This is a genomic window from Bacterioplanes sp. CLAM21, assembly GCF_059641015.1.
Genome location: NZ_CM184929.1, coordinates 4,089,085 through 4,110,317, shown reverse-complemented (window position 1 = coordinate 4,110,317; position 21,233 = coordinate 4,089,085). Strand labels below are relative to the sequence as shown.

At 49.5% G+C, this 21,233-nt stretch carries 26 protein-coding genes; 19 read left to right on the top strand and 7 right to left on the bottom strand.

Features of this window, described 5'->3' with window-relative positions; genetic code table 11:
* Positions 1 to 204: 204 nt before the first annotated feature.
* From AC55FS_RS18860 to AC55FS_RS18835, 6 genes are all read left to right on the top strand, one after another.
* Positions 205 to 1,236 (top strand): phospholipase C/P1 nuclease family protein, encoded by a 1,032-nt coding sequence (locus AC55FS_RS18860; protein ID WP_496933846.1) that lies wholly within the window; start codon positions 205 to 207, stop codon positions 1,234 to 1,236.
* Positions 1,236 to 2,579, top strand: coding sequence for a peptidylprolyl isomerase (locus AC55FS_RS18855; protein ID WP_496933845.1), 1,344 nt, complete (start codon positions 1,236 to 1,238; stop codon positions 2,577 to 2,579). Before AC55FS_RS18860 ends, AC55FS_RS18855 begins: the two co-directional genes overlap by 1 nt.
* Positions 2,576 to 3,208, top strand: a complete 633-nt coding sequence (locus AC55FS_RS18850; protein WP_496933844.1) for a hypothetical protein — start codon at positions 2,576 to 2,578, stop codon at positions 3,206 to 3,208. Before AC55FS_RS18855 ends, AC55FS_RS18850 begins: the two co-directional genes overlap by 4 nt.
* A 126-nt stretch (positions 3,209 to 3,334) precedes the next feature.
* On the top strand, positions 3,335 to 3,652 hold the full coding sequence (locus AC55FS_RS18845) for a DMT family transporter (RefSeq protein ID WP_496933843.1): 318 nt from the start codon (positions 3,335 to 3,337) through the stop codon (positions 3,650 to 3,652).
* Complete coding sequence (locus AC55FS_RS18840; RefSeq protein ID WP_496933842.1) at positions 3,649 to 4,059, top strand: ACT domain-containing protein; 411 nt, start codon at positions 3,649 to 3,651, stop codon at positions 4,057 to 4,059. The genes AC55FS_RS18845 and AC55FS_RS18840 overlap by 4 nt, the downstream gene beginning before the upstream one ends.
* Before the next feature lie 377 nt (positions 4,060 to 4,436).
* Entirely contained in the window at positions 4,437 to 5,171 is a 735-nt protein-coding gene (locus AC55FS_RS18835; RefSeq protein WP_496933841.1) for a DUF4336 domain-containing protein, read from the top strand.
* Between the two features lie 78 nt (positions 5,172 to 5,249).
* Here the strand turns inward: AC55FS_RS18835 and sstT are convergent, their stop codons facing one another.
* Positions 5,250 to 6,452 carry a serine/threonine transporter SstT gene (gene sstT / locus AC55FS_RS18830; protein WP_496933840.1) on the bottom strand — a complete coding sequence of 401 codons (1,203 nt, stop codon included), beginning with the start codon at positions 6,450 to 6,452 and terminating at the stop codon, positions 5,250 to 5,252.
* A 246-nt stretch (positions 6,453 to 6,698) separates the two neighbouring features.
* Here sstT and AC55FS_RS18825 point away from each other — a divergent pair, with 246 nt between their 5' ends.
* Positions 6,699 to 7,127 (top strand): hypothetical protein, encoded by a 429-nt coding sequence (locus AC55FS_RS18825; RefSeq protein ID WP_496933839.1) that lies wholly within the window; start codon positions 6,699 to 6,701, stop codon positions 7,125 to 7,127.
* 8 nt (positions 7,128 to 7,135) lie between these two features.
* Here AC55FS_RS18825 and AC55FS_RS18820 read toward each other — a convergent pair whose 3' ends face one another.
* The 3 genes from AC55FS_RS18820 to AC55FS_RS18810 form a co-directional block, all read right to left on the bottom strand.
* Positions 7,136 to 7,561 carry a SufE family protein gene (locus AC55FS_RS18820; RefSeq protein WP_496933838.1) on the bottom strand — a complete coding sequence of 142 codons (426 nt, stop codon included), beginning with the start codon at positions 7,559 to 7,561 and terminating at the stop codon, positions 7,136 to 7,138.
* Positions 7,562 to 7,573: 12 nt separating this feature from the next.
* The gene (dapC, locus tag AC55FS_RS18815; RefSeq protein ID WP_496933837.1) at positions 7,574 to 8,764 is read right to left on the bottom strand and encodes a succinyldiaminopimelate transaminase; all 1,191 of its coding nucleotides are present in this window, start codon (positions 8,762 to 8,764) and stop codon (positions 7,574 to 7,576) included.
* 65 nt (positions 8,765 to 8,829) lie between these two features.
* Positions 8,830 to 9,726 carry a LysR substrate-binding domain-containing protein gene (locus AC55FS_RS18810; RefSeq protein WP_496933836.1) on the bottom strand — a complete coding sequence of 299 codons (897 nt, stop codon included), beginning with the start codon at positions 9,724 to 9,726 and terminating at the stop codon, positions 8,830 to 8,832.
* Positions 9,727 to 9,872: 146 nt separating this feature from the next.
* Between AC55FS_RS18810 and AC55FS_RS18805 the strand changes: the two genes are divergently transcribed.
* The 8 genes from AC55FS_RS18805 to AC55FS_RS18770 all read left to right on the top strand — a co-directional run bounded on the left by AC55FS_RS18805 (position 9,873) and on the right by AC55FS_RS18770 (position 15,057).
* Positions 9,873 to 10,646, top strand: coding sequence for a hypothetical protein (locus AC55FS_RS18805; RefSeq protein WP_496933835.1), 774 nt, complete (start codon positions 9,873 to 9,875; stop codon positions 10,644 to 10,646).
* A 100-nt stretch (positions 10,647 to 10,746) separates the two neighbouring features.
* Complete coding sequence (locus AC55FS_RS18800) at positions 10,747 to 11,319, top strand: flavodoxin family protein (RefSeq protein WP_496933834.1); 573 nt, start codon at positions 10,747 to 10,749, stop codon at positions 11,317 to 11,319.
* Positions 11,320 to 11,635: 316 nt separating this feature from the next.
* Entirely contained in the window at positions 11,636 to 12,157 is a 522-nt protein-coding gene (locus AC55FS_RS18795; RefSeq protein ID WP_496933833.1) for a GNAT family N-acetyltransferase, read from the top strand.
* 7 nt (positions 12,158 to 12,164) lie between these two features.
* Positions 12,165 to 12,764: an SIS domain-containing protein gene (locus AC55FS_RS18790; RefSeq protein ID WP_496933832.1), complete on the top strand. Its 600-nt coding sequence runs from the start codon at positions 12,165 to 12,167 to the stop codon at positions 12,762 to 12,764.
* A 28-nt stretch (positions 12,765 to 12,792) separates the two neighbouring features.
* Entirely contained in the window at positions 12,793 to 13,443 is a 651-nt protein-coding gene (locus tag AC55FS_RS18785) for a class I SAM-dependent methyltransferase (protein WP_496933831.1), read from the top strand.
* A 43-nt stretch (positions 13,444 to 13,486) separates the two neighbouring features.
* The gene (locus AC55FS_RS18780; protein WP_496933830.1) at positions 13,487 to 14,032 is read left to right on the top strand and encodes a GNAT family N-acetyltransferase; all 546 of its coding nucleotides are present in this window, start codon (positions 13,487 to 13,489) and stop codon (positions 14,030 to 14,032) included.
* A gap of 25 nt (positions 14,033 to 14,057) precedes the next feature.
* Positions 14,058 to 14,573: a GNAT family N-acetyltransferase gene (locus AC55FS_RS18775; protein ID WP_496933829.1), complete on the top strand. Its 516-nt coding sequence runs from the start codon at positions 14,058 to 14,060 to the stop codon at positions 14,571 to 14,573.
* A complete protein-coding gene (locus tag AC55FS_RS18770) occupies positions 14,557 to 15,057 on the top strand; it encodes a hypothetical protein (protein ID WP_496933828.1) in 501 nt (166 codons plus the stop codon). The genes AC55FS_RS18775 and AC55FS_RS18770 overlap by 17 nt, the downstream gene beginning before the upstream one ends.
* Positions 15,058 to 15,392: 335 nt before the next feature.
* On the opposite strand, the gene AC55FS_RS18765 is transcribed toward AC55FS_RS18770, so the two are convergent.
* The gene (locus AC55FS_RS18765) at positions 15,393 to 15,995 is read right to left on the bottom strand and encodes a hypothetical protein (RefSeq protein ID WP_496933827.1); all 603 of its coding nucleotides are present in this window, start codon (positions 15,993 to 15,995) and stop codon (positions 15,393 to 15,395) included.
* 625 nt (positions 15,996 to 16,620) lie between these two features.
* Here AC55FS_RS18765 and AC55FS_RS18760 point away from each other — a divergent pair.
* Positions 16,621 to 16,929, top strand: a complete 309-nt coding sequence (locus tag AC55FS_RS18760) for a hypothetical protein (protein WP_496933826.1) — start codon at positions 16,621 to 16,623, stop codon at positions 16,927 to 16,929.
* 273 nt (positions 16,930 to 17,202) lie between these two features.
* On the opposite strand, the gene AC55FS_RS18755 is transcribed toward AC55FS_RS18760, so the two are convergent.
* Positions 17,203 to 17,643 (bottom strand): GNAT family N-acetyltransferase, encoded by a 441-nt coding sequence (locus AC55FS_RS18755; RefSeq protein ID WP_496933825.1) that lies wholly within the window; start codon positions 17,641 to 17,643, stop codon positions 17,203 to 17,205.
* 243 nt (positions 17,644 to 17,886) lie between these two features.
* Between AC55FS_RS18755 and AC55FS_RS18750 the strand changes: the two genes are divergently transcribed.
* The 3 genes from AC55FS_RS18750 (at position 17,887) to AC55FS_RS18740 (ending at position 20,452) form a co-directional block, all read left to right on the top strand.
* The gene (locus tag AC55FS_RS18750; protein WP_496933824.1) at positions 17,887 to 18,732 is read left to right on the top strand and encodes a M91 family zinc metallopeptidase; all 846 of its coding nucleotides are present in this window, start codon (positions 17,887 to 17,889) and stop codon (positions 18,730 to 18,732) included.
* A gap of 345 nt (positions 18,733 to 19,077) precedes the next feature.
* On the top strand, positions 19,078 to 19,593 hold the full coding sequence (locus AC55FS_RS18745) for a hypothetical protein (RefSeq protein WP_496933823.1): 516 nt from the start codon (positions 19,078 to 19,080) through the stop codon (positions 19,591 to 19,593).
* Positions 19,594 to 19,939: 346 nt separating this feature from the next.
* Entirely contained in the window at positions 19,940 to 20,452 is a 513-nt protein-coding gene (locus tag AC55FS_RS18740) for a hypothetical protein (protein WP_496933822.1), read from the top strand.
* A 59-nt stretch (positions 20,453 to 20,511) separates the two neighbouring features.
* On the opposite strand, the gene AC55FS_RS18735 is transcribed toward AC55FS_RS18740, so the two are convergent.
* Entirely contained in the window at positions 20,512 to 20,985 is a 474-nt protein-coding gene (locus tag AC55FS_RS18735; protein WP_496933821.1) for a GNAT family N-acetyltransferase, read from the bottom strand.
* Between the last annotated feature and the right edge of the window lie 248 nt (positions 20,986 to 21,233).

The window sequence follows — 21,233 nt, the reverse complement described above, 5'->3', positions numbered from 1 at the left end:
CAAAACCTCCGTACCGTTTAGAGCGTCTATTTAGGACGGTAATCGTCACTAAAACGGACAACTTTGGTGCGAGATGTGTCGTCTCAGGCCAACCCTCTGTGGCTACCGCTCCGGCTATTGTCAGAACTTTGTCAGGAATGATGCAATGCCTGCCATCGTCGCGTCACGACGGTGCCACAACAACAAAAATACTGGACAGCGATCATGAAGACACCACTTACCCTGGCAATGGGAACTCTGTTGGCCATGGCTGCGGCCAACACTCAGGCATTCACTCAGCCAACGCACAAACGTATTGTGCAGGACGCCATTGCCTACATGGAACGCAACCCGGATAGCACCGAATATAACAAGCTGGCTGCGGCCGCTCAGGCAGCGGGATACAGCATGCAGCAGTTTGCCGAAGTCATGGGCCAGGGTGCCTACGACGTCGACGATTTTGCCGATACCTTTCTCTGTGGTGCCGTGACTGGTGACTGCGTTGAGGCGCCGGTATGGGGCGCAGGTGCTTCGATCGTTAAGTACACCTCCTATTGGCACTTCCAAAACCACACCCGTGGTGGCGATGCACATGGCAACGACCTAGGCGGTTATAACTACGATTTGCTGACGGTGTGGGGCGCTATCGACAATATGGCAGCGACCTGGTTACGGGGTGACCACCTGGATGATGGTAAAGACGGTATGACCGGCTGGTGTTTCTTCTGGTCGTGCAATGAAGATTCGGAGTACAACAGCTACGGCATCACCGAGGCGAATTACCGCCAAGGCAGCCACTCTCATAAAGGCATGTACGAAGACTTCGAGAAAATTCCATTCCAACCCATCGATAATATGGGTCAGCACTGGTACAACGAATTCTGGAAGCAGCCTACCGCTCAGGCGCTGGGTTTTGTTCTGCACGCCACCGACTTACTGCAACCCCATCACACTTGGACCACATCCGATTTAAACCACTCGGGCTGGGAAGGCTGGGTGGAAGATAACTACAGCAACCTGGAGTTAAACGCCGATGCTTTGGTACGTGATGCCATGAACAGCTTTACTCCGATTCCGGCAAATCAGCGCGATATTCGTCCGCTGCTGACCGAAGGCGGCGCTATCTCGTATAGCCAGGGCGGCATGGTGTTGAGTTCTACTGCTGCAGCGGATCGTGAGCAAGTGGCTAAGATTGTTATCCCTCATGCCATCGCCATGACGGTACACGTGTTGAACCACGCGGCGAACCGCTTCTGATGACGCGCTGCTTTACTGTCATTGCACTGCTGCTGGTTCTGGCATTACCTGCCCAGGCCAGCATTGATTATCAGCTACAAAGCGACGATCTGATTGCCCGGGTGAACAGCGGGCAGCAGGAGTTGCTGCTGAGCAAAACGGTGGTGGATATTTTTGTCCACCACCAGCGCAATACGGCTCGCACGCATGGTCAGCCGGTCACCGCGCGCTTGGTTCTGCAACAGCTGTTAGACGATGCCTTATTAGCCCAATACGCGCAGCAGCACTATTCGCCGCAGCAGTTATGGCCGCCGCAGCGGGTTGGCTTCGCTTATGCGGTGGATCGTCAGCGGCAACGAGCTGCTTTGTTGCGTGGTTATTATGGCGAGGCCATCGAGCAGTCGATCCAGGCATTGCCGGGGGCCAGTCTGGAGGCTGTTAGTCAGTGGAATAGCGAGCTGACCCAAGCGCAGTTCGGTCGCGATTTTGCCTTGCAACCTGGTTTAAGCATTGATCTGAGCGAGCAGCAGCGAGCGCTGGCGAAGGATCTGTGGGTGGTGCGCACCGACCTCGACCAAAACGGCGACAGCGAGGGAATGGTCAGCCTGCTGGATATTTATCAGCGCCAGAATGTGCAGGGCCGTTTGAGCTTACAGCAAGGCAATCTGGCCTATCTTACAGCCCAGGCGCGCCAGCGTGTTGGTGAGTTGTATATTCAGCATTGGGCACGTCAGCAGCTGACTGCATCTGACTGGCAGGCGCTAGAGAAAATACTGATCAACCAGCAGTTGGCACAACAGCTGCGCCGCTTGGTCGGTGTATATGCCGATATTCATGATGATAATCCGGCCTTACGCGCCGCCGCCGAGCAGGTATCGGACAAGCAACTGCAGCAAGCCTATGCCGAACACCGCGACGACTTTAAAGTGGTTGAGCGGGTTAAGGTGCAGCGTTTGCAGCTGGCCGACCAGGCCAGTGCCGATCAGGTTTACCAGCAGATTCAGGACGGGCTGAGCTTTGCTGAGGCAGCGAGCCGCTATTCCCAAAGCGATGAGTTGGAGCTGGGCTGGCTACAGCGAGCCGATAAACAGCGTGGCTGGATGCATACCGTGGCCTTTACCCAACCTAAAGGGCATGTGTCGCGGCCGTTTCGCAGCCCACAAAATCAGGGCCCGGTGGTGTACGAGATTGTGCATATCGTCGAACGTGAAGATGGCTTTTTGCCGCTGAGCGATGACGGCGTACGCTATGAATTGGCGCGTGAGGTCGCTGCCAAGCAGCTGCTGCAAGATTATCAACAGCTGCAACAGCAATTACGCCGTGAGGCGCGTATTTCGCTCAACCAGCGCCTGCGCCAGTCATGACAAGAGCAGCAACAGCCCTGCTGGCTGTGTCGGCGGGTGTGACGCTGTTGTGGTGGGCCCAGCGAGATATCGATGTCACCGTGCTTCCGGCGGCTGCGCCCATGGCAATGCAAACGAAGCCCGTGGCTGCCAGTGTGGCAGCGTCGCCTGCACCTGCACCGGCTGAGGTTCAAGTCAGCACTGAGGCCGTTGGACACACAGCTCAAGATAACTGGCTGCCGGAGCTGGATGCCGCGGCCATTGATAGCTTGGCGCACTCTCGTTTGCATGGTGATGCCAGGGCACCGGCGCTCAGTGCCCGGACGGTGCGTACCGCGCCGACGGCGGCCGAGCTGGATAACCATGATTTGTATCTGGCGTATGAGCAGCGTCAGGATAAGCAACTGAAACGTGCTTATGTTGAGGCGGCCCAGGTGAAAACCGCCGAGTTACAAAGCTGGATTGACAAGGGCCGACAGCATGGCATTAGTGACGAGCAAATTGCCCAGGCACAGCAAAAGCTCGACGGTATTCAAGCCATGGCGGCGGAATTACAGCAGCAGCATCCAGATTTGTTGAATGATGAGTTTCAACCGGCTGATACTCCTTGGCTCAAGGACGCCGATGCCTCCACCCTTGTTGAGCCCTAATGGCTTTGTTATAACTGCTCTAGATCACTTGGAAGTGGGGACGACCCCACCGCTCCATCTCTCAACGGGGACGGCCCCATTAAAGGCTGCCTCGTTTTTCTTTGACGGTCAGCCAGGAGCATCATCATGGCATGGCTGTATCTATTGGCCGCTGGTTTATTCGAAATTGGCTGGGCCGTTGGGCTCAGACACAGTGACGGTTTTAGCCGCTTGTGGCCATCGTGCTGGACCTTAGTGTGCATGTTGGCAAGCCTGGTGCTGCTGGGGCTTGCGCTGCGTGAGCTGCCCCTTGGTAGTGCTTACGCTGTGTGGGTGGGCATCGGTATTGTCGGTAGCTTAATCGCCGGCATTTTGCTGTGGCAGGAGCCAGTAGGTCTGCTTCGTCTTGCCAGTGTCGGCTTTATTGTATTGGGCATCGTGGGTGTAAAAGTGAGTAGTGTATGAGCGGATTAACCAACCTGGAACAAATGATCAAACAGATGGAACCTGAGCTGATAGAAGGGCAGTGGGCTTTTTGCACAGTGCCGGGGCCTCTGTCTCGTTACCTTGAGCTGCAGCCCTTGGCTAACATGCAGGAAAAAGAAGGCCTGAGCCTAATTGTGCCGCAGGCAAGCGCTGACCATCCGCTGCTGGCCGGGGTCGAGGTGTTAGGCCCGTATCGGCAAATCACGCTCAATGTGCACTCCAGTTTGGAGGCAGTTGGTCTGACGGCGGCCTTTGCTGCGGCACTGACTGAGCAGGGCATCAGTGCCAATGTGGTGGCAGGGTTTTATCACGATCATATTTTTGTGGCAGTGGATAAAGCCGAGCCGGCTTTATTGGCGTTGCAACGACTGAGTCGCGCCTCATAAGAACTGCCGTGGTGAGAAACGCCGTGGCACACACTGTTGTTTGAAGATCACTGATAGGGCCTGTTAACGCTATTTAGCTCTTTGCTGCTGGAAGTCCGTTGTTTCTTAAGTAAGGCATGAGGAGTGTGGTTTAACTGAATAAGCAACGAATAATGCGACTCAGGGAATAACGGACTCCAGCCCTTCGGGGTATGGCTGAAAACCCCTCAATCTATGTTGCTCATCCTTCATTTAACTCGTTAAACATCACTCTTCGCGCCTTGATTGAAGGGTTTTCATCTCATAACAGCGTGATCGAGATAGCGTTAACAGGCCCTAGCCCCTAACGTCCACCGGCCGATGTCGGTATAGTGCAAAAAACGCTCAAGGAGGATGTCATGCTCGCACTTGCTGAAGATATTTGGGTGGTGGCCGGAGAAACCGTGCCGTTTTTTACCTTGCCCTTTGCCACCCGCATGGTGGTGGTTCGGTTAGCTGATGGTGGTTTATGGATACATAGCCCAATTCGCTTAAATCCAGCCCTGCAGCAGCAATTAAACGAACTGGGCGAGGTGCGGTATTTAATCGCCCCTAACGCCTTACATCATTTATTTCTCGCCGACTGGCAGCAGGCTTATCCCAAGGCAAAAAGTTATGGCACTCAGGGGGTGGTGAAAAAACGCCCGGACCTTAACTTTGATGGCATCTTGGATGAGACAGATAGCTGGCCATGGCAGCAATCTTTGCATACTCGGTTGATTACCGGTTCTGCGGTAATGCAGGAGGCGGTGTTTTTTCATCGCCCCAGCCATACCCTGGTCGTGACGGATCTTATTGAAAACTTTGCTAAAGATGCCTTGCCGGCGAGTAAACGTTGGCTGGCAAAACTGGCCGGTGTGGTGGCCCCCAATGGTAAGACACCGTTAGATTGGCGCTTGACCTTTTATGGTAATAAAGCAGAGATTCGCGCTCATATCGAGCAGCTGTTGAGTTGGCAGCCAAGCACCGTGGTTATGGCTCATGGCATGATAGTGCACCAGCAGGCAGACGCTTTTTTGCGGCGCTCATTTGCCTGGACAGGCATAGATGCAACGATTGCCGAGGCGGCAGGTAAAGTCGAGCCGGTGGAGTGAATGTGCCTGATGCAGGCTTTAGTTTGCTGCGCTAGCAAAGAGCAGTGGCGGCCTTAAGAGCAAGGCCGCCATGGGGTATTAGGCGCCGCGCTGGGAAGCTGCAGCGGTGAATACCACGTCGGTTGAGCTGTTCAGCGCAGTTTCGGCTGAATCTTGAATCACGCTGATAATAAAGCCAACGGACACCACTTGCATGGCGATATGCTGGTCAATACCAAACAGGTGGCACGCTAATGGAATCAGCAGCAAAGAACCACCGGCAACGCCGGAGGCGCCACACGCAGAAATGGCTGCCACCACGCTTAACAACAGCGCTGTGCCCATATCTACCTGAATGCCCAAGGTGTTGGCGGCGGCCAATGTCAGTACCGTTACGGTAATGGCTGCACCGGCCATATTGATGGTAGCGCCCAGTGGAATCGACACCGAGTAAACGTTTTCATCCAGTTTCATGTCTTTACACAGCTGCATGTTAACGGGAATGTTGGCTGCCGAGCTGCGGGTGAAAAAGGCCGTCACTCCGCTTTCGCGCAGGCAGCGCAGTACCAGCGGATAAGGGTTGGAGCGGGTCATAAACCATACCAGTGCCGGGTTGATCACCAATGCGACAAATACCATGCTGCCGACAATCACTGACAGCAACTTAACGTAACCGGCCATGGCCTCAAAGCCAGTGTGGGCCAGAGTATTCGCCAGCAGGCCAAAAATACCGATCGGAGCCAGTTGGATCACCCAACGAATAACCTGAGATACCGCATCGGATACATCTCCCAGCGCTTGGCGAGTCGTGTCACCAGCATGGTGCAAGCTGATGCCCAAAGCCGCTGCCCATACCAGGATGCCGACATAGTTGGCTTCGGTAATGGCGGTAATGGGGTTGGCGACCATGTTAGTGATCAAGGTGCCGATCACTTGGCCGAGGCCTTCCGGTGGTGTGACGCTAACGTCACCTGACTCCAGAACCAGCTCGGTAGGAAATGCAAAGCTGGCAATAACAGCGGTCAGGGCGGCGGCTAACGTGCCGACTAAATACAGCCCCAGTACAGGGCGAATATTGGTTTGAATATCGCGCTGGCGGTTGGCAATGGCCGACATCACCAGGAAAAACACCAGAATTGGCGCAGTGGCCTTTAGGGCGTTAACAAAAATGGTGCCCAAAATTCCCACATGTTTTGCGGCTTCAGGTGAGACCAGTACCAGCACTACCGCCAATACGATCCCGATCAGGATACGACTTACCAGTGAAGTGGCATCCATAAAGCGTTTTATTATTGCGAGCATAATCAGCTTCCGGAAAATTCAAAACGCCGCAATAAGCCGGTTTTGTATTAAACAGTCAAGGGAATAGGCTGAATTGTCGCCAATTGAACAGGAAATCTGCGGTTATTTGATTATTTTACGTAACCCTGCCTAGGGTTTTTACTTGCCTGTGGTTGGGGGCCAGGAATATGCTGAATTTATCGTTATGGCGTTGTACTGCGTCACTCACTGGATGGCGACAAACGACATCCGCTGTAGGAGGTGATGATGTTTGATATTACTCAAGGCTTGCAGCCTTTGGCGGCATGCTTTCAGGCCGCCGAGCAAGAAAGCGATAGCGCTCTGTGTGCTCGTTTGCAGTTGCTGGGCTTATCTGAGGTTGAAGCGCAGCAATGGGCGCTGCTGATGCCGTTAGCCTTTGCGCGGGCGGCCTATCGCTTCCAACTGCCCGAGCTGGCGGATGACGTACTGTTGTGCGCTGGCGAGCACTGCCGCTCGGCTCAGCTGCAGCAGCTGGCGCCCTATGCGCTGGCACAACAGTGGGCGCTAAGCTGCGCTGCCATGGATTCCATTTCTACCCCGGAGCATAACGCCATTGTGCGCCGCAGTGTGGAGTTCGACGCCATTCAGCAGCTGCGCCAGGGCGAGATTGATCAGCTGCCCATTCCTATGGTGAATTTGCCGGAGCTGGATTAACGGCAGAGTTAAGCCGCTTCTGCCGTGGCACGGATTTTCTGCACCATAGAACGAAGGCCATTTCCTCGTGTTGGGCTGAGGTGCTTAATCAGGTCGATATCGGCAAAATAGGCCTCAATATCAAATGCCAACACTTCTGCTGGTGTTTTGTAGTTATATGCGGTGAGAACAACGGCTAATAATCCACGCACAATATGGGCATCGGAATCGGCTTCAAATACCAGTTTGCCGTCCTCGCTGTGGTGATCGATCCATACCTGGCTTTGACAGCCGCGCAGCAAATAATCGTCGTTCTTTTTGCTGTCGTCCATGGCGGTTAGCTGCTTGCCTAAGTCGATAATATATTTGTAGCGCTCTTCCCAATCGTCAAAAAATCCCAGGGTATCGAGAATATCTTCGGGGGTAATATCGCGGCCAAAGGCGGTGGTGCTCATAGCAGTCTCTCGTTACAAGGAATTAATAAAGGTGCGGATGCGCTGAGCGGCTTCGACACATTCTTCAACACTGGCTACTAGCGCCATACGTACTCTATTGGCGCCTGGATTAATGTCATCCACAGTGCGTGATAAATAACTGCCTGGCAGAACGGTCACATGCTGCTCGGCATACAAACGCTGGGCAAAGCGTTCATCGTCTATCGGTGTTTTGGCCCATAAATAGAAACTGGCAGGCGTCTGCTCGACGTCCATAACGGGTTGCAAAATTTCTAAAACAGCACGGAATTTTTGCGTGTATTGGCTGCGGTTTTCCTGCACATGGTGTTCATCGCCCCAGGCAGCAATGCTGGCCAGTTGGGTTTGCAATGGCATAGCGCAGCCATGGTAGGTGCGATACAGCAAAAATGCTTTGAGGATATCGGCATCACCGGCAATAAAACCGGACCGCAGACCGGGCAGATTGGAGCGCTTTGACAACGAGTGGAAAACCACACAACGGCGATAATCATCACGCCCTAAGCGGGCACAGGCTTCTAATAAGCCAACCGGTGCGGTCTGACCGTCGATATAAATCTCTGAGTAGCATTCGTCACTGGCCAATACAAAGTCGAACTTATCCGCCAGTTCAATGAGTTGTTGCAGTTGCTGCAACGACAATACCGCCCCAGTTGGGTTGCCGGGCGAGCATAAAAACAGCAGTTGGCAGTCTTGCCAGACTTCATCGGCAACGGCGGAAAAATCGGGAATAAAGCCATTTTCTTCTAAGCAAGGCAAAAAATGTGGCTCGGCACCGGCTAAATAAGCGGCCCCTTCATAGATTTGATAAAACGGGTTGGGACTGACCACCAAAGGCCGAGTTTGGCTGCGATCAACCACCGCTTGGGTAAAGGCAAAGAGGGCTTCACGGGTACCGTTAACGGGAATGACTTCATCACAGCTTAAACGGCTGAGGGAAAAGCGCTTGCTGGCCCAGTCGACGATGGCCTGATTGAGCTCTGGCAGCCCTTTGGTTGTCGGGTAATTTTCTAACCGACGAATATTGTTGATCATCGCCTGTTGCACAAATTCAGGTGCCGGGTGTTTGGGTTCACCAATGGAAAGCGCGATAGCAGATAGCTCAGGGTTGGGCGTCACTGAAGCCATCAGTTGCTTGAGTTTTTCGAACGGATAAGGCTGCAGCCGTTTCAGGTCTGGGTTCACGTTTCGCTCCACCAAGGTGTTCAACAGGGGCCGATATTGTAACAGTGCGGCCTAAACCCCGACAGTCAATCACCAGCGCAGGTCGACAGCTGCTGAAACAAATCTCTGAGCCAATGCTGCAGGCGCTGATAGTGCTTGGCTTTATGATCGTTGGGCTTAGTGACCAGATAAAACCCCTCTTTGCAGGCATAACGTTGCTGACTGCGTGCTTGCAGCCGACCAGATTGCAACTCTGGCGTGCTGATAGGGAAGGTCGCGATCAAAATGCCAAGGCCGTGTATGGCAGCCTGCACGGCGCTGTCATAGCTGTTGAAATACAGTTGTTTTCTGGGTTTGAGGGCGAGCCCCAGCTGCTGTTCCACCCGCTGCCAATCATTACTGTGCCGACGGGCGTGTATTAAACATTGATGCTGCCAATCTCGGCGCTTGTTAATGGGGTGGCGCTGAAAATAGTCGGGTGACGCTACTAGTGCTGTGCTGGCATCGGCCAGCTTATAGGCGTCGTGCTGCGGCCAGGGCGGGCAGCCAAAGCGAATGGCGGCATCCAAATGCTTAGCCAGCAAGTCTTCGTTATGGGAGCTGGTGTGAATCTCTAGGGTGAGTCCTGTTTGCTGTTGCAATTGATTCAGGCGCGGAATGATCAACTGATTAGCGACGTAATCTGTGCTGCTAAGGCGAATGGTGTTGGTTAAAAACTGATCGCTAAAGGCGTGCCAGTGATTGTGATAAGTGTCCAGCAGCGGCTGTGCAAACTGGAAGAAGCTCTGTCCGGCTTGGGTCAATAATAGCTGGTTGGCCTGGCGTTGAAACAGGCTTAAACCGACTGCTTGTTCCAGACTCTTTATTTGCTGGCTAATGGCCGACGGGGTGATATGGAGTTGCTCGGCAGCACGAGAAAAGCTCAGCTGTTGAGCGGCAGCGACGAACGCTGGTAGATATTGAAGTGGGGGTGAGGCTTTCATAGTGCTATTAGAAAATCTAAAGGGTGATTGAGATATTAGCGTTTGCTGCCGATGCGGGTTAGCCGCAGGATAGGTCTTTCTAGATGTTTTTCCCTACAACGCCTAAGGGTGTCAGCGAAGCTGTCATCACAACATAAGGATATCTAATGAAGCCAGAGTATGTTTCTGTCTCGGTTGCGCAGTCTGCAGCGGGACTTAGGTTAATCGCCCCGCGTGCCATACCTAGCCCTTGGAGTGAGGCGGTGAAGGGCATGCTGGCGGTTTGTGATCTGCCTTGGTTAGGGGTCTATCTGGATCAAAAAGATGAGCAGCAGTTTGCTTGGTCTGGCCGTCGCGATGCCCCTGTGTTGTTTTATCAACAGCAAGCACCTTTACACCACTGGCGCGACATAGTGCTGCGGTTGCAGCAACTGAGCGCTACCGATCGGTTATTGCCAGAGGACAAAGAAATGCGCCAACAGGTGTTAACCTGGTGCGGTTTTTTTGCTGATCCACAAGGGTTGGGCTGGTATCGGCGTCTGCTCGGCGTAAAGCGAGGATTGGCGGGTGAGCCAGGCGGCTATAGCCCAGGTATCAGCCACTATCTGGGGAAAAAATACGGCTATCAACAACAGCATGACGACCACTATGAAGGCTGGGTGGTGGAGCATTTACAACAGCTGGGTCAGCAGCTACGCCAGCAACAAAAGTACAATAGCCGTTATTTGATTGGCCAGAGGCTAACAGCGGCGGATATCTACAGTGCTGCTTTTAGCGCTCTATTTAGCCCGTTGCCTGAATCTCAGTGTGCCATGCTGGCGCCACTTAGGCAGGTATTTGAGTACCTAAGTGACGCAGAGCAGCAGGCTCTTGATCCTCTGGTATTGCAGCATCGCGACTATATCTATCAACACTATTTGTCTTTGCCTCTGTCTCTGTAGTCAGTGGCTTTGCATTTTAAATAATGGGCTTGACCTCAAGTTAAGCTGAGGTTTTAGCCTTGCGGCCCTTGAGTTTATGAACAGGTGAAGGGCCCTTTAAATGTCGATGAATCAGATTGCCATTATTTATCATTCTGCAACCGGCACCACACAGCAGCTAGCCGATGCCGTTGCCGATGGCGTAAATACTCACTCAAAAAGCCAAGCGCTGGTGTTGCCAATTGAAGCGCAACAGATTGAGCAAGGGCGCTTTGTCGCCAATGAGGTATTGGATGTGCTCACTCGCGTCGATGCCATGGTGTTTGGCTCTCCTACTTACATGGGCAGCGTTAGTGCACAGTTTAAAAGTTTTGCCGACGCCACCGGCAATTACTGGGCAGAGCAAGCCTGGGCAAATAAAGTAGCCGCGGGTTTTACCATCGGCAGTAATTTAGGCGGAGATCAAAAACACACGCTGGAGTATTTGCAAACCTTTGCCGGTCAACACGGCATGTTGTGGTGTGGACTGGATGTTCCTGGCAATTATGATCCGCAGCTACGTAATCGCTTGGGTACACAAACGGGCTTAGTGGCCCATTCAAAAGACGGAATGGTTGATGAAAAGGACACAGCATTAGCCTTTTATTTGGGACAGCGTGTTGCAGACATCAGTCATAGGCTGGCATCTGCGTAAACAAAGTAATTGGAAATGCCAAAGTTAGATAACGTCAATTTCTGGAACGTAACGGATTGCTTTTAATGAACGAGGTATAAGACGCGCCGTTTAACCCTCTAAATAAGCAGCGAATAACACAGTTCAGGGAAGAGCTGACTCTTACCCTATGGATTTAATTACTCAATCTATATTGCTCATCATTCATTTAACTCGTTAACCATCCCTCTTGTGCCTAATTGAGCGATCTTCCGTTCATAACAGCGTGGCCGAAATAGTGTTAACAGGCGCTAAACTTTGATAAGCTACTTAAAGTATCAAGGGAGATAAGGCACATTTGAGTATTCTGCCAGAAATTGACGTTGGGCTAGGCCTTTACGCCCAAATACAACAGCTTCGCAATCAATCCTTTCCTGATTACGCCGTTCCTCGCTCCTACTTTAAACAGCTACCTCATTACCGTGTTTTGCATTTTTTTGAGCAAACACTCGTCGCTACCATGGGCTTGGATTACCGTGCCATGAGGGTCGCCGAGCAAGTAGTTAAGGTACTTGGCATCATCGATTTATGTGTCGATGAAGATTTTCGTGGCCAAGGAATTGCGTCACAAATGCTGGCGGAAGTGTCTGACTATGCGGCTCAGCGTGATGTTGATTTTTTATTACTGATGGCTGACCTCCCCGAATACTATGAAAAACATGGTTTTAATCGAGTTGAGTGTGTTGGCCAGTGGCTGAGAATACATGAACATCAAAGCTTTGGCACCGCAAGTGAATTTGTGGATGACTTAATGGTAAAACCGGTATCCGGCAAACCTTGGCCAAAGGGCGATGTTGACTGGTTGGGTTATATGTATTGAGAAAATTATGTTAAATGATATCAAAATTAGCCTGAATGAAGCCCACAATGCCCTTATGGCACTGTTGAATGATGAGCAATCTCTGCAGTCTATTCAGGCTGCGGCGGATCAGCTAATTGCTAGCTTGGCTGATGGTGGGCGGATTTTCTCTTGCGGTAATGGTGGCTCTATGTGTGATGCCATGCATTTTGCAGAAGAGCTCACCGGCCGCTATCGCGATGACAGGCCAGCCTATGCGGCCACCGCCATTTCAGATGCCAGCCATATGAGCTGCGTAGCCAATGATTATGGTTATCAGCACGTGTTTTCGCGCTACTTGCAAGCCCACGGTCACCGTGGTGATGTCTTGCTGGCGATCAGTACCAGTGGTCGCAGCCCGTCCATTATTAATGCTGCTGAGGTCGCTCAGCAGTCGGGCATGAGGGTGGTCGCTTTGAGTGGCCGAGTACATGAGCCGTTACAAAAGCTGAGTGACGTGTATATCTGTACTCCAGCGGGCCAGTATGCCGATCGAGTGCAAGAACTGCATATTAAAGTACTGCATATATTTATTGAGTTGATTGAGCGTCATTTTCATCCAGAAAATTATCAGCATCAGCAAACCTAATAGTTTGCCATCACATTCAGGAGAGCGAATGAGCACAACCGAGCTAACCCGCTATTATGCCCTGCGAGCGCAAGAGTACGATCGTATCTACGATAAACCAGAACGCCAGCAAGACTTACGCACGCTGGAGCAGAAAGTCACTCAGTTTGGTGCTGGTAATCATGTATTAGAAATTGCTTGTGGCACGGGTTATTGGACCCAGTTTTTGTGCCGTCAGGCGAGCAGTGTGACAGCGGTTGATTACAATCAAGAAGTATTGGACATCGCTAGAAGCCGGGATTATGGCGAAAATCCGGTGCATTTTATTCGTGACGATGCGTATAGCCTACATCAGGTGAATGATCAGTTCGATACCGCGTTTGTTGGTTTTTGGTGGTCCCATGTGCCATTGCAGCGCATCGATGAGTTTTCACAAGCTCTGCATGCCAAGCTCAAGCCGGGAGCTAGAGTTTGCATAGTAGATAATCGATATGTTGAAGGCAGCAGCACCCCTATAAGCCACAGCGATGACGCTGGCAATAGTTATCAAACAAGGCCATTAGATGATGGCAGTCAGCACCAAGTATTAAAAAACTTTCCATCTTCTACTGATCTTGCGCAACAGCTGTCGGGCATGGCTAATTCCTTACAGGTAACGGAACTGACGTATTTTTGGCTGGCTGAATATAAAATCCGCTAATAATTAGTGCCTGACCTATGGTCGGGCTTTAGGAGAGATCTCGATGATTCGGTTGGCAAACGATTCGGATTGTAACAACCTAGCCATATTAGCAACCTTGGTATGGCTAAACACCTATGCCAAAGAGGGCATCAAACAAGGCTATTCAGAGTATGTGCTAAGTAATTTCACACCAGACTATTTTCGCTCATTGCTGGCGGATAAAGGCTATTGCCTGTGGGTGTGTGAAGACGGCGAGATACTGCAAGGCTTTGCATTGGTGAACATGACATCACAGTGTCCAACCGACTCTTTAAAGCCTGATTACTCAGATTTATCTGCCACGGACTGTGGCTACGAGGTAGAAAAGCTTTATGTTGATGATCGCCATCAGGGCAAAGGCATAGGCAAGCGTTTGCTGCAGGCCGTTGAGCAGTCTTTGGGGGTGCCCTACTGGCTATACACCTGGATAGAAAACGACTCCAATGGTTTTTATCAGCATTTGGGTTTATCAAACGTCGGCAAGCTGGCTTTTGATTTCTCCGGACACACAATCGACAACAACCTGTACGTTCGCCTTGCTGCTGAGGCAAACAGACGTAGGAATTAAAACTGTTTTGGCATAGGACAGATAGTTGAATACCGTATCGATTAGACCGATCACTGAGCATGATGGCGACATTCTAACCAAGATATTATCGTGCCCTGAGCAAACCCGTTTTTTGCCAAATGAAGCACCTTACAGCGATGAGCAACAACAAACCTATCTAGACAATCGCTGTGAGCATTGGCAGCAACACGGTTTTGGTAGCTACATTGTTGTGATGAAGGACGCCGCTAACACTAAGTTAGGCTTTGTGGGAGCCGAGTTATCACCCGATCCGAGCTTTGTTGATATCCGCTTTGCCTTGGCGAGGGAATTTTCAGGGCAGGGGTATATGGCCCAAGCGTGCAGATTGCTCTTGCAGCAGTACTTTGAACATCATAAAAAAGACGTTCTTTATGGAGCAGCTATGATCAAAAACTTTCCTTCACTGGCCGTACTCAAGAAAATTGGTATGAAGGAAAATTCTAGTGTGGATTTTTATCGCTGTGATGGTTTGCAGTATTTTTCACTCACCCAAGAGCAGTATCATGACATCACTCACTGAGCGTGAAAAATGTATAGCACAGGCACTCAGTTGGCTCATCCAGCAGCTGGCTGAGACGCCGTGCTCGATTTGTGGTGGATTGGCAGCAATCGCCTATGGCAGTCAGTGTGAGCTGAATGATATCGACCTATTTGTGCCCGAAGTGGACTTTGCCCGGCTAGTGAATGAACTACAGCCATATGTGAGCAAACCCGCACAGCGCTATCAGGGTGAAGGCTGGGATTTGGAGTATGTACAACTGATATACGCAGGTATCAAAATTGAGATTGGTAACCCTAAAGAAGCCTTTATTCTTAATGCTAGCCTGAACGTGTGGCAACCTCTTAATATAAAATTCTCCTCGCAAAGAGAGGTGGTTTTGTATGGGAGTAAATTGTCCATAATGGATAGGGAGGACTTGATTGACTATAAGTCTGTCCTGCAGCGTGAAGTTGACTTAGACGATATCCAAATAATAAGAAACAGAGAATTAAGCAATGTCTAATGACCTAGGTTTTAGCTTTAAGAAACAAGGTGATGATTATCTCATCTACCGAAATGGTAAAAAGATTACTGTGTTAAGAGGTGTTCGCGCGAAGGAATTTGAACAACTAGTAGAGCGAGGTGACTTTCATTCACAGCAGCAATTGATGGCTCGGCTGACAGGGAATTATAAACGAGGAAATGAGCGAACTGCCAAGCAGCATCAGCGTAATCGCTAGATGTTCGTGTTTAATCTTTGAATTGTACAGTCAAAGAAGGAAGGATTTTACATATGCTCATATTGGTGCACAATTTTCCTGAGCCAGCCGGTTTCTTTCCGGCTGGCCATTAAAATATTTAGTTAAACTGAACTGGAATAACAATTCCTGAGCTACAGCGTATGGTTTTGCCTTTGTCACACTGCAAAAGGTGTAAGTTAAGTTTTGCCGGTAGTTTATCTGTGACTGAGTCCAATGCTAGCTCGAAATTGCCACACATAACCTGACCTTGCTCGGTGTATATGCATTTAATATCACTATTAACCATTCCAGTATCGACGGCAGCAGAGATACTGTGCACTTCAGTATCTTTATATGGCTTGTCTGCCTGTGTGATGGCCAAACGCAGCTGTTGAGGTGTGGATATTTGCTGCTGTATTCCTTGAACAGCCGCTTGCAAGTGGAAGACACCACTCAGCATATTGGAATGAATCTGAGCGTACTTGCTTTTTCCGTAAATGACAGGTTCAGCATTACCATACACAGTGAATTTTTCTAAGGCCGATACTTCACCGGGTATATACCAGTTCACTTGTGTGCTTGTTGTGGCATGACTTTGTTGATGATGCATTCCTGTTGCGGATACACATTGTACTGTTAAGCCGTTTGTTGACAGACGTCCGGCAGAGATTCCACCGAGATGCAGTCGGCCAGCAATACAACGCAGTTGATCACCACTCATGCTGATATTCAGCTGCGATAAGTGTGCTTGAGAGAGCCTACAGCTTGTCCCGTTCTCTATACTTATTACCGCGTTATTCTCGATACAATCCTGAACAGCTGGTGTTGAGTTGACCGGCGGCTGTGATGTGCTGCTGGTGCACTGAGCTGATAAGCCATTGCCTGTCAAGCGGCCGGCAGAAATTCCGCCTAACTGCAGTCGTCCCTGGGTGCAACTCAACTGGTCACCACTCATGCTGATATTCAACTGGGTGAGCTGGCTTGCTGACAACCGACAACTCTGACCTTCCACCAGGCTGATAATATTGTTATTAGCTGAGCAATACTGGCTATCAGGATTTGGCTCAACAGGTGCAGACGTGTCAGGTGCTGGGCTTTTATTTGATGAACACTGTGCCGTTAGACCATTACCCAACAAGCGTTCTGCTGAGATGTCGCCTAACTTCACTCGCCCTTCGGAACAACTCAGTACTTCGCTGCTGCCACTGATGTTAAGACGTGTACGCTGCCCTGATGACAGTTTGCAGTTGGTGCCTTCAGGTAGGCTAATAACAGAGTCTGTTTCTATACAGCCTTGTTGATTTGGTGCAGGGTTTGGCTGCTCTTGTTCTGGAGCCGAGCCGTCCGTGGGTGCGGTATCTGTTACACCTGGTTTAGAGTTGCTCGAATCACTTCCACCTGATGACTTGTCATCATTACATGCGGTCAGTAGCGACAATGCGAGTACTGTTAGAATTGTTTTTTTCAACTTTTTGTACCGTCGTGAGATTGTGGCTGCAGGATTCTATCGGCAAAAAGTTAAAAATAAAGGAAATAAATTTAATAATTATATTTTTTTGATTTTGGTGGGAAGTAACTTGTTTTGTCGCATTTTTACGAAGAACTATTGTGACTATTTTGTGATTTGTTCAGGTTTGGTTAAGGATGTGTTTTAAGGAGAGGCCGATATTTTCAGTTTCAGCTTGTTGTGTAAATTGATCTTACCTTTGCTGGTATTTTTGTCAATTGATGACTTGTGTAGGCAAGTGTTATTCATGATTCTTGTCTTTATTTGGAACATTCGTTCCGGTTTTTGTGGTCAGAGAAAAATGAATAATTTATAGCACATAGGCTATAGAATACGGTTTATATAGCCACCGTTAAATCAAAGACTATCATTTGGTCGCGGTCGACCAAGGGTACGGGTCGACATTATTGATAGCTCCGGACTAACTGGAACGCTGCATTCGCAAGTAACGTAGCCCATTGACGCTTTCTTCACTACCAGCCGCAACAAAACCCTGTGAACGATAGAAGTCGACGGCATTTATGGATGACCTCAGTCTAACTGGACCAGTTGTCTCTTTTAGCAGCTGTTGGAGCATTGCCTTACCCAGTCCTTCGCCCTGGTGCTGGGTGTCGATAAACAAATGAGTGATGTAATCGCCATCGCGTAAAGCGCCAAAGCCAATAAGGTTATGTTTATCCTGTATCTTATAAATAACGTAGCTGCCATTGCTCATGACTTGTTTCAGATCGGGCACGATACGCGAGAGAAAATAGCTTTTTCCCTCTCTGCTTAGGCTCGGTAAAATCGACAGCTCAGCTACCTTGGTAACCAATGAGACAATCTGAGAGTGGTCTCGACGGGATGCTTTTTCTGGCGTCATAAATTTTCCAGTCCTTGGGTATCAGTTATCGAGATGTGGTTAGAGAGAGTGGGGGGTTTAATCAATTCCTGATTTGAGAGGCTAGTGACAGCCTCTGTGGTAATATGACCCTAGTCATTATTTACCCACTTGGGGTATTTACGCGACAAGAGCCTGGTACAAGAGAACTAATTAACATCCACCTGTAGCTACTGGTACGTATGTTGCCTCGAGATTATTCCACATCCAAATAGGAGATGGAATATGCCTACAGCTGAGGAGCTAGTTGCAGCCAGACAGGCCTTACGCCGAGCTGACTTTGGGGTTGCCCACAGCAAAGCAACCAATATTCGCGTACGACGAGCGGCAGGGCAATCTGCTGCCAGTTATTACGATCATATGCTTGATACAAGACGCTCAATGAACAAGCTGATGAGCCAGCCAACGGGTCAGCACTTGGTTCAGCAAATTAATACTCGAGGTACATATTTAGACCCTGGAGGACAGCGCAACGAGCATGCAAACCCGTATTCATTTGTTGATATCTTTCAGGGGGACCGTAATGCGGCTCGGCCTAAACTGGATGCTATGGATCCAATTGGCAGTGCACAAAAAGCTTATCGCTATGATGGGGTCGCCAGTGAAGGCACAGGCACTCGTGTCACTTATAACTCCAGTCAGGCCAGCGCTAACCGATTTATCGGTTTAGGCCATGAGCTCATTCATGCTTATCGCAATGCCCATGGCATAGGTGTCAGTGCACCGGATGTGAGCCCCATGCGTAATGAACCAGTATTGGCAACGCCACTGGGAGGAGGAAGTACGGATACGGTGAATACCGTGGTTGGTCAGCATTCTTTGTTGAAGGAAGAATTCGAAACAGTCGGCATTCAGGGTACGACAGGCCATCCTGTGATACCTACAGAGAATCGTTTGCGTGCCGAACATGGAAGGCCAGCTAGAAATGATTACTCCGGTGCGCGGCCTGGAGGGCAGACTGACCAGGCATTGGCCAGTGTCGATGAAGGTACTGACAATCGTGACTTCATTGACAAAATGATGGGCAAAAAATCACCCGTGCAGCGTGTGGTAGATCACTTGGAAAAATAGCTGGGTAGGGCTGAGGTAGGTTGGCTACATGTAGGTATGCTACTTTAGCCCTATATCATATAGAAATATCGGTGCTTAAAAGAGGAGGAGTTGTTTCAACTCATATCTATGCACCTATTAACTGATTCCTACTAAAAGCCGACTTGAGACGAATATTCCTATGGTAGTGTTTTTTCGTCTAGATATTTTAGTGTCTATTTTATTTATAATCATATTTGTAATTAATTATTGTTGGGGGCTAATGTAACAATCATGCATTCCCGTTCTGATTACGGTTGAATTAATAATAGGACTTCCATAGAATCCGCGGCCTTCTGATACCCAGAAAATTCTAGAGATAAGTTAATGATAAAAAACATTGTTTTAGGGGCTGTGATGGCCAGCTCATTGGTATCGCCTGCCGCTTTCGCAAATGATGACGAACGAGATATATCCTTCGGTTTAGGTTTAGGGATTCCTTACGCGGTACTCGGTGCCAATCTGTCAGTGAAACTGAATGACCATGTTGATCTTACAGCGGCCTTGGGTACAGCAGGAAAGCTGGCTTGGTCCTCTGGTGTACGCCTATATCCAATGGCTGACAGTAACTTTCGCCTATCTGCGTTTTACGGGACCAATGGCGCCGTTCAAGTGGAGCAATGTGGACGCTGGAGCTGTGACGATCCTGAATGGAAAACATTTACTGGATTTAGTACTGGTATCGGTTGGGGAGCTCATGCCGGTGATAGAGGATTTACAGCTGATCTAATATATTTGGTGACTTCCGGCGTTTATGATGAAGTCGATCGTCTAGAAGATGAAGGCTACGATGTGGATGGCAGCAATAGCCGAGTAAAAATATCCTTGGGTTATCAGTTCTAAAAATACTCGTCATCCTCTAGTAGAATGATCGGCGATAGCGGTTATAGCGCTATCGCTTTTGTTGTTTAGAGCTCGAATAGAGACGACTATGTACTGGGTCAGCATGAGTTTATGGGGTCTCAGTATCATTTTTAGTAAGATTCATTTGAATATTTTAATCTGGGTATACGTTCAGACGTAGCCATTCACTATGTTTGAGTTCGATTGTTAATTAGCTGATAGAAATATCAAATTATGTTTGTGCCGACATCGCTTTAGCGATCGTATCGCAAAATCACATTGCAGTTGATCTGTGTGGTGGATTTTCCTAGAATCCGCGACCTTTTAAAATCACTGAGAAACAGTAATGATAAATAATATTATTTCTGCATCTGTTCTGACAGCATCCCTGTTGTCATCTGCTGCTTCGGCAGAAGAAACTGACTCTAAGATATCCTTTGGCGCAGGTCTAGGTATTCCATACGCGGTTATCGGCGTCAATATGACAGCGAATATCAATGAGCATGTTGATGTTTCAGCTGCCATTGGCACTGTGGGTGAGCTGGCATGGTCTGCTGGCGCTCATCTGTATCCTTTGGCTGATTCCGACTTTCGCGCATCTATGTATTACGGAACTAATGGTGCGATCCGTGTACAGCGTTGTTATTGGACTTGTGAAGACCCGGAATGGAATGGCTACACTGGTCTGAGCACAGGTTTGGGTTGGGGTACACGAGGAGGAGAAAGTGGTTTTACGGCGGATCTTATACTACTGATTACTTCTGGCGCGTTTGACGAAGCAGACCGATTAGAAGACCAAGGGCATGATGTGAGTGGTAGCTATAGCCGAGTTAAAATAGCCCTCGGCTACCAGTTCTAATAAATAATCTTGTTCCACCTGATGGTTTAGAGGCGGTGGCGATTACTATCGTTATCGTCTTAGGTTTCTAACACTTTCTGCATAATGTACTGCGGCCCGGCCATGCCTCCGAGGTATAGTGCGCCTGTGTCAGAAAAACCTGCTTTTAGATAGCAGTTATAAGCGACTGTATTTTGACAGTTTACCGTTAGGATCAAACCCTTAACGGTAGGATACGCTTGTTTTACATAGTGGTTTAATGCCTCTAGGGCCTTTTGAGCATAGCCTTGGCCCTGCTGTCTAGCGTCAATCATGAAAGAACGTAGCCCGAGGTAAAGATCATCTACTGGATATTCAGCTAATTGATAGCCGGTATCTAGCACCAGAAACCCTACGACCCCTTGTTCACTTAGTATGGTATGGCAATGCCAGTCAGTTGGGGCTTGCTCTAGGGTTTCGGCAATAGGTGAAATAAAGTCACGCTGTTGAGATCGTAATTCCAGCTGTAGCAGAGCTTGTCGATCCTTGTCTTCGAAGGGTCTGATCGTGATCATGGTGTATCCCTGTCTTAGCAAAATATCCAATTGATAGCGTTTGCGTAGTGTACCTGAACGCTACTTCATTGGGTTCTCGCTGCCACCCCCTCACGCTGTGCAAAGCTTCAAATGTCATCGTGCACAGCCTGAACGCGGACTAAAGGCTAGTTTTTGCACAGTTCGCTTAGGCAGCTTTCAACTTTTGCACCATGATGACCCGTTTATTCCTGTCGCTTTCGTTTGATTTTTGTCCATAGTTTCCGGGC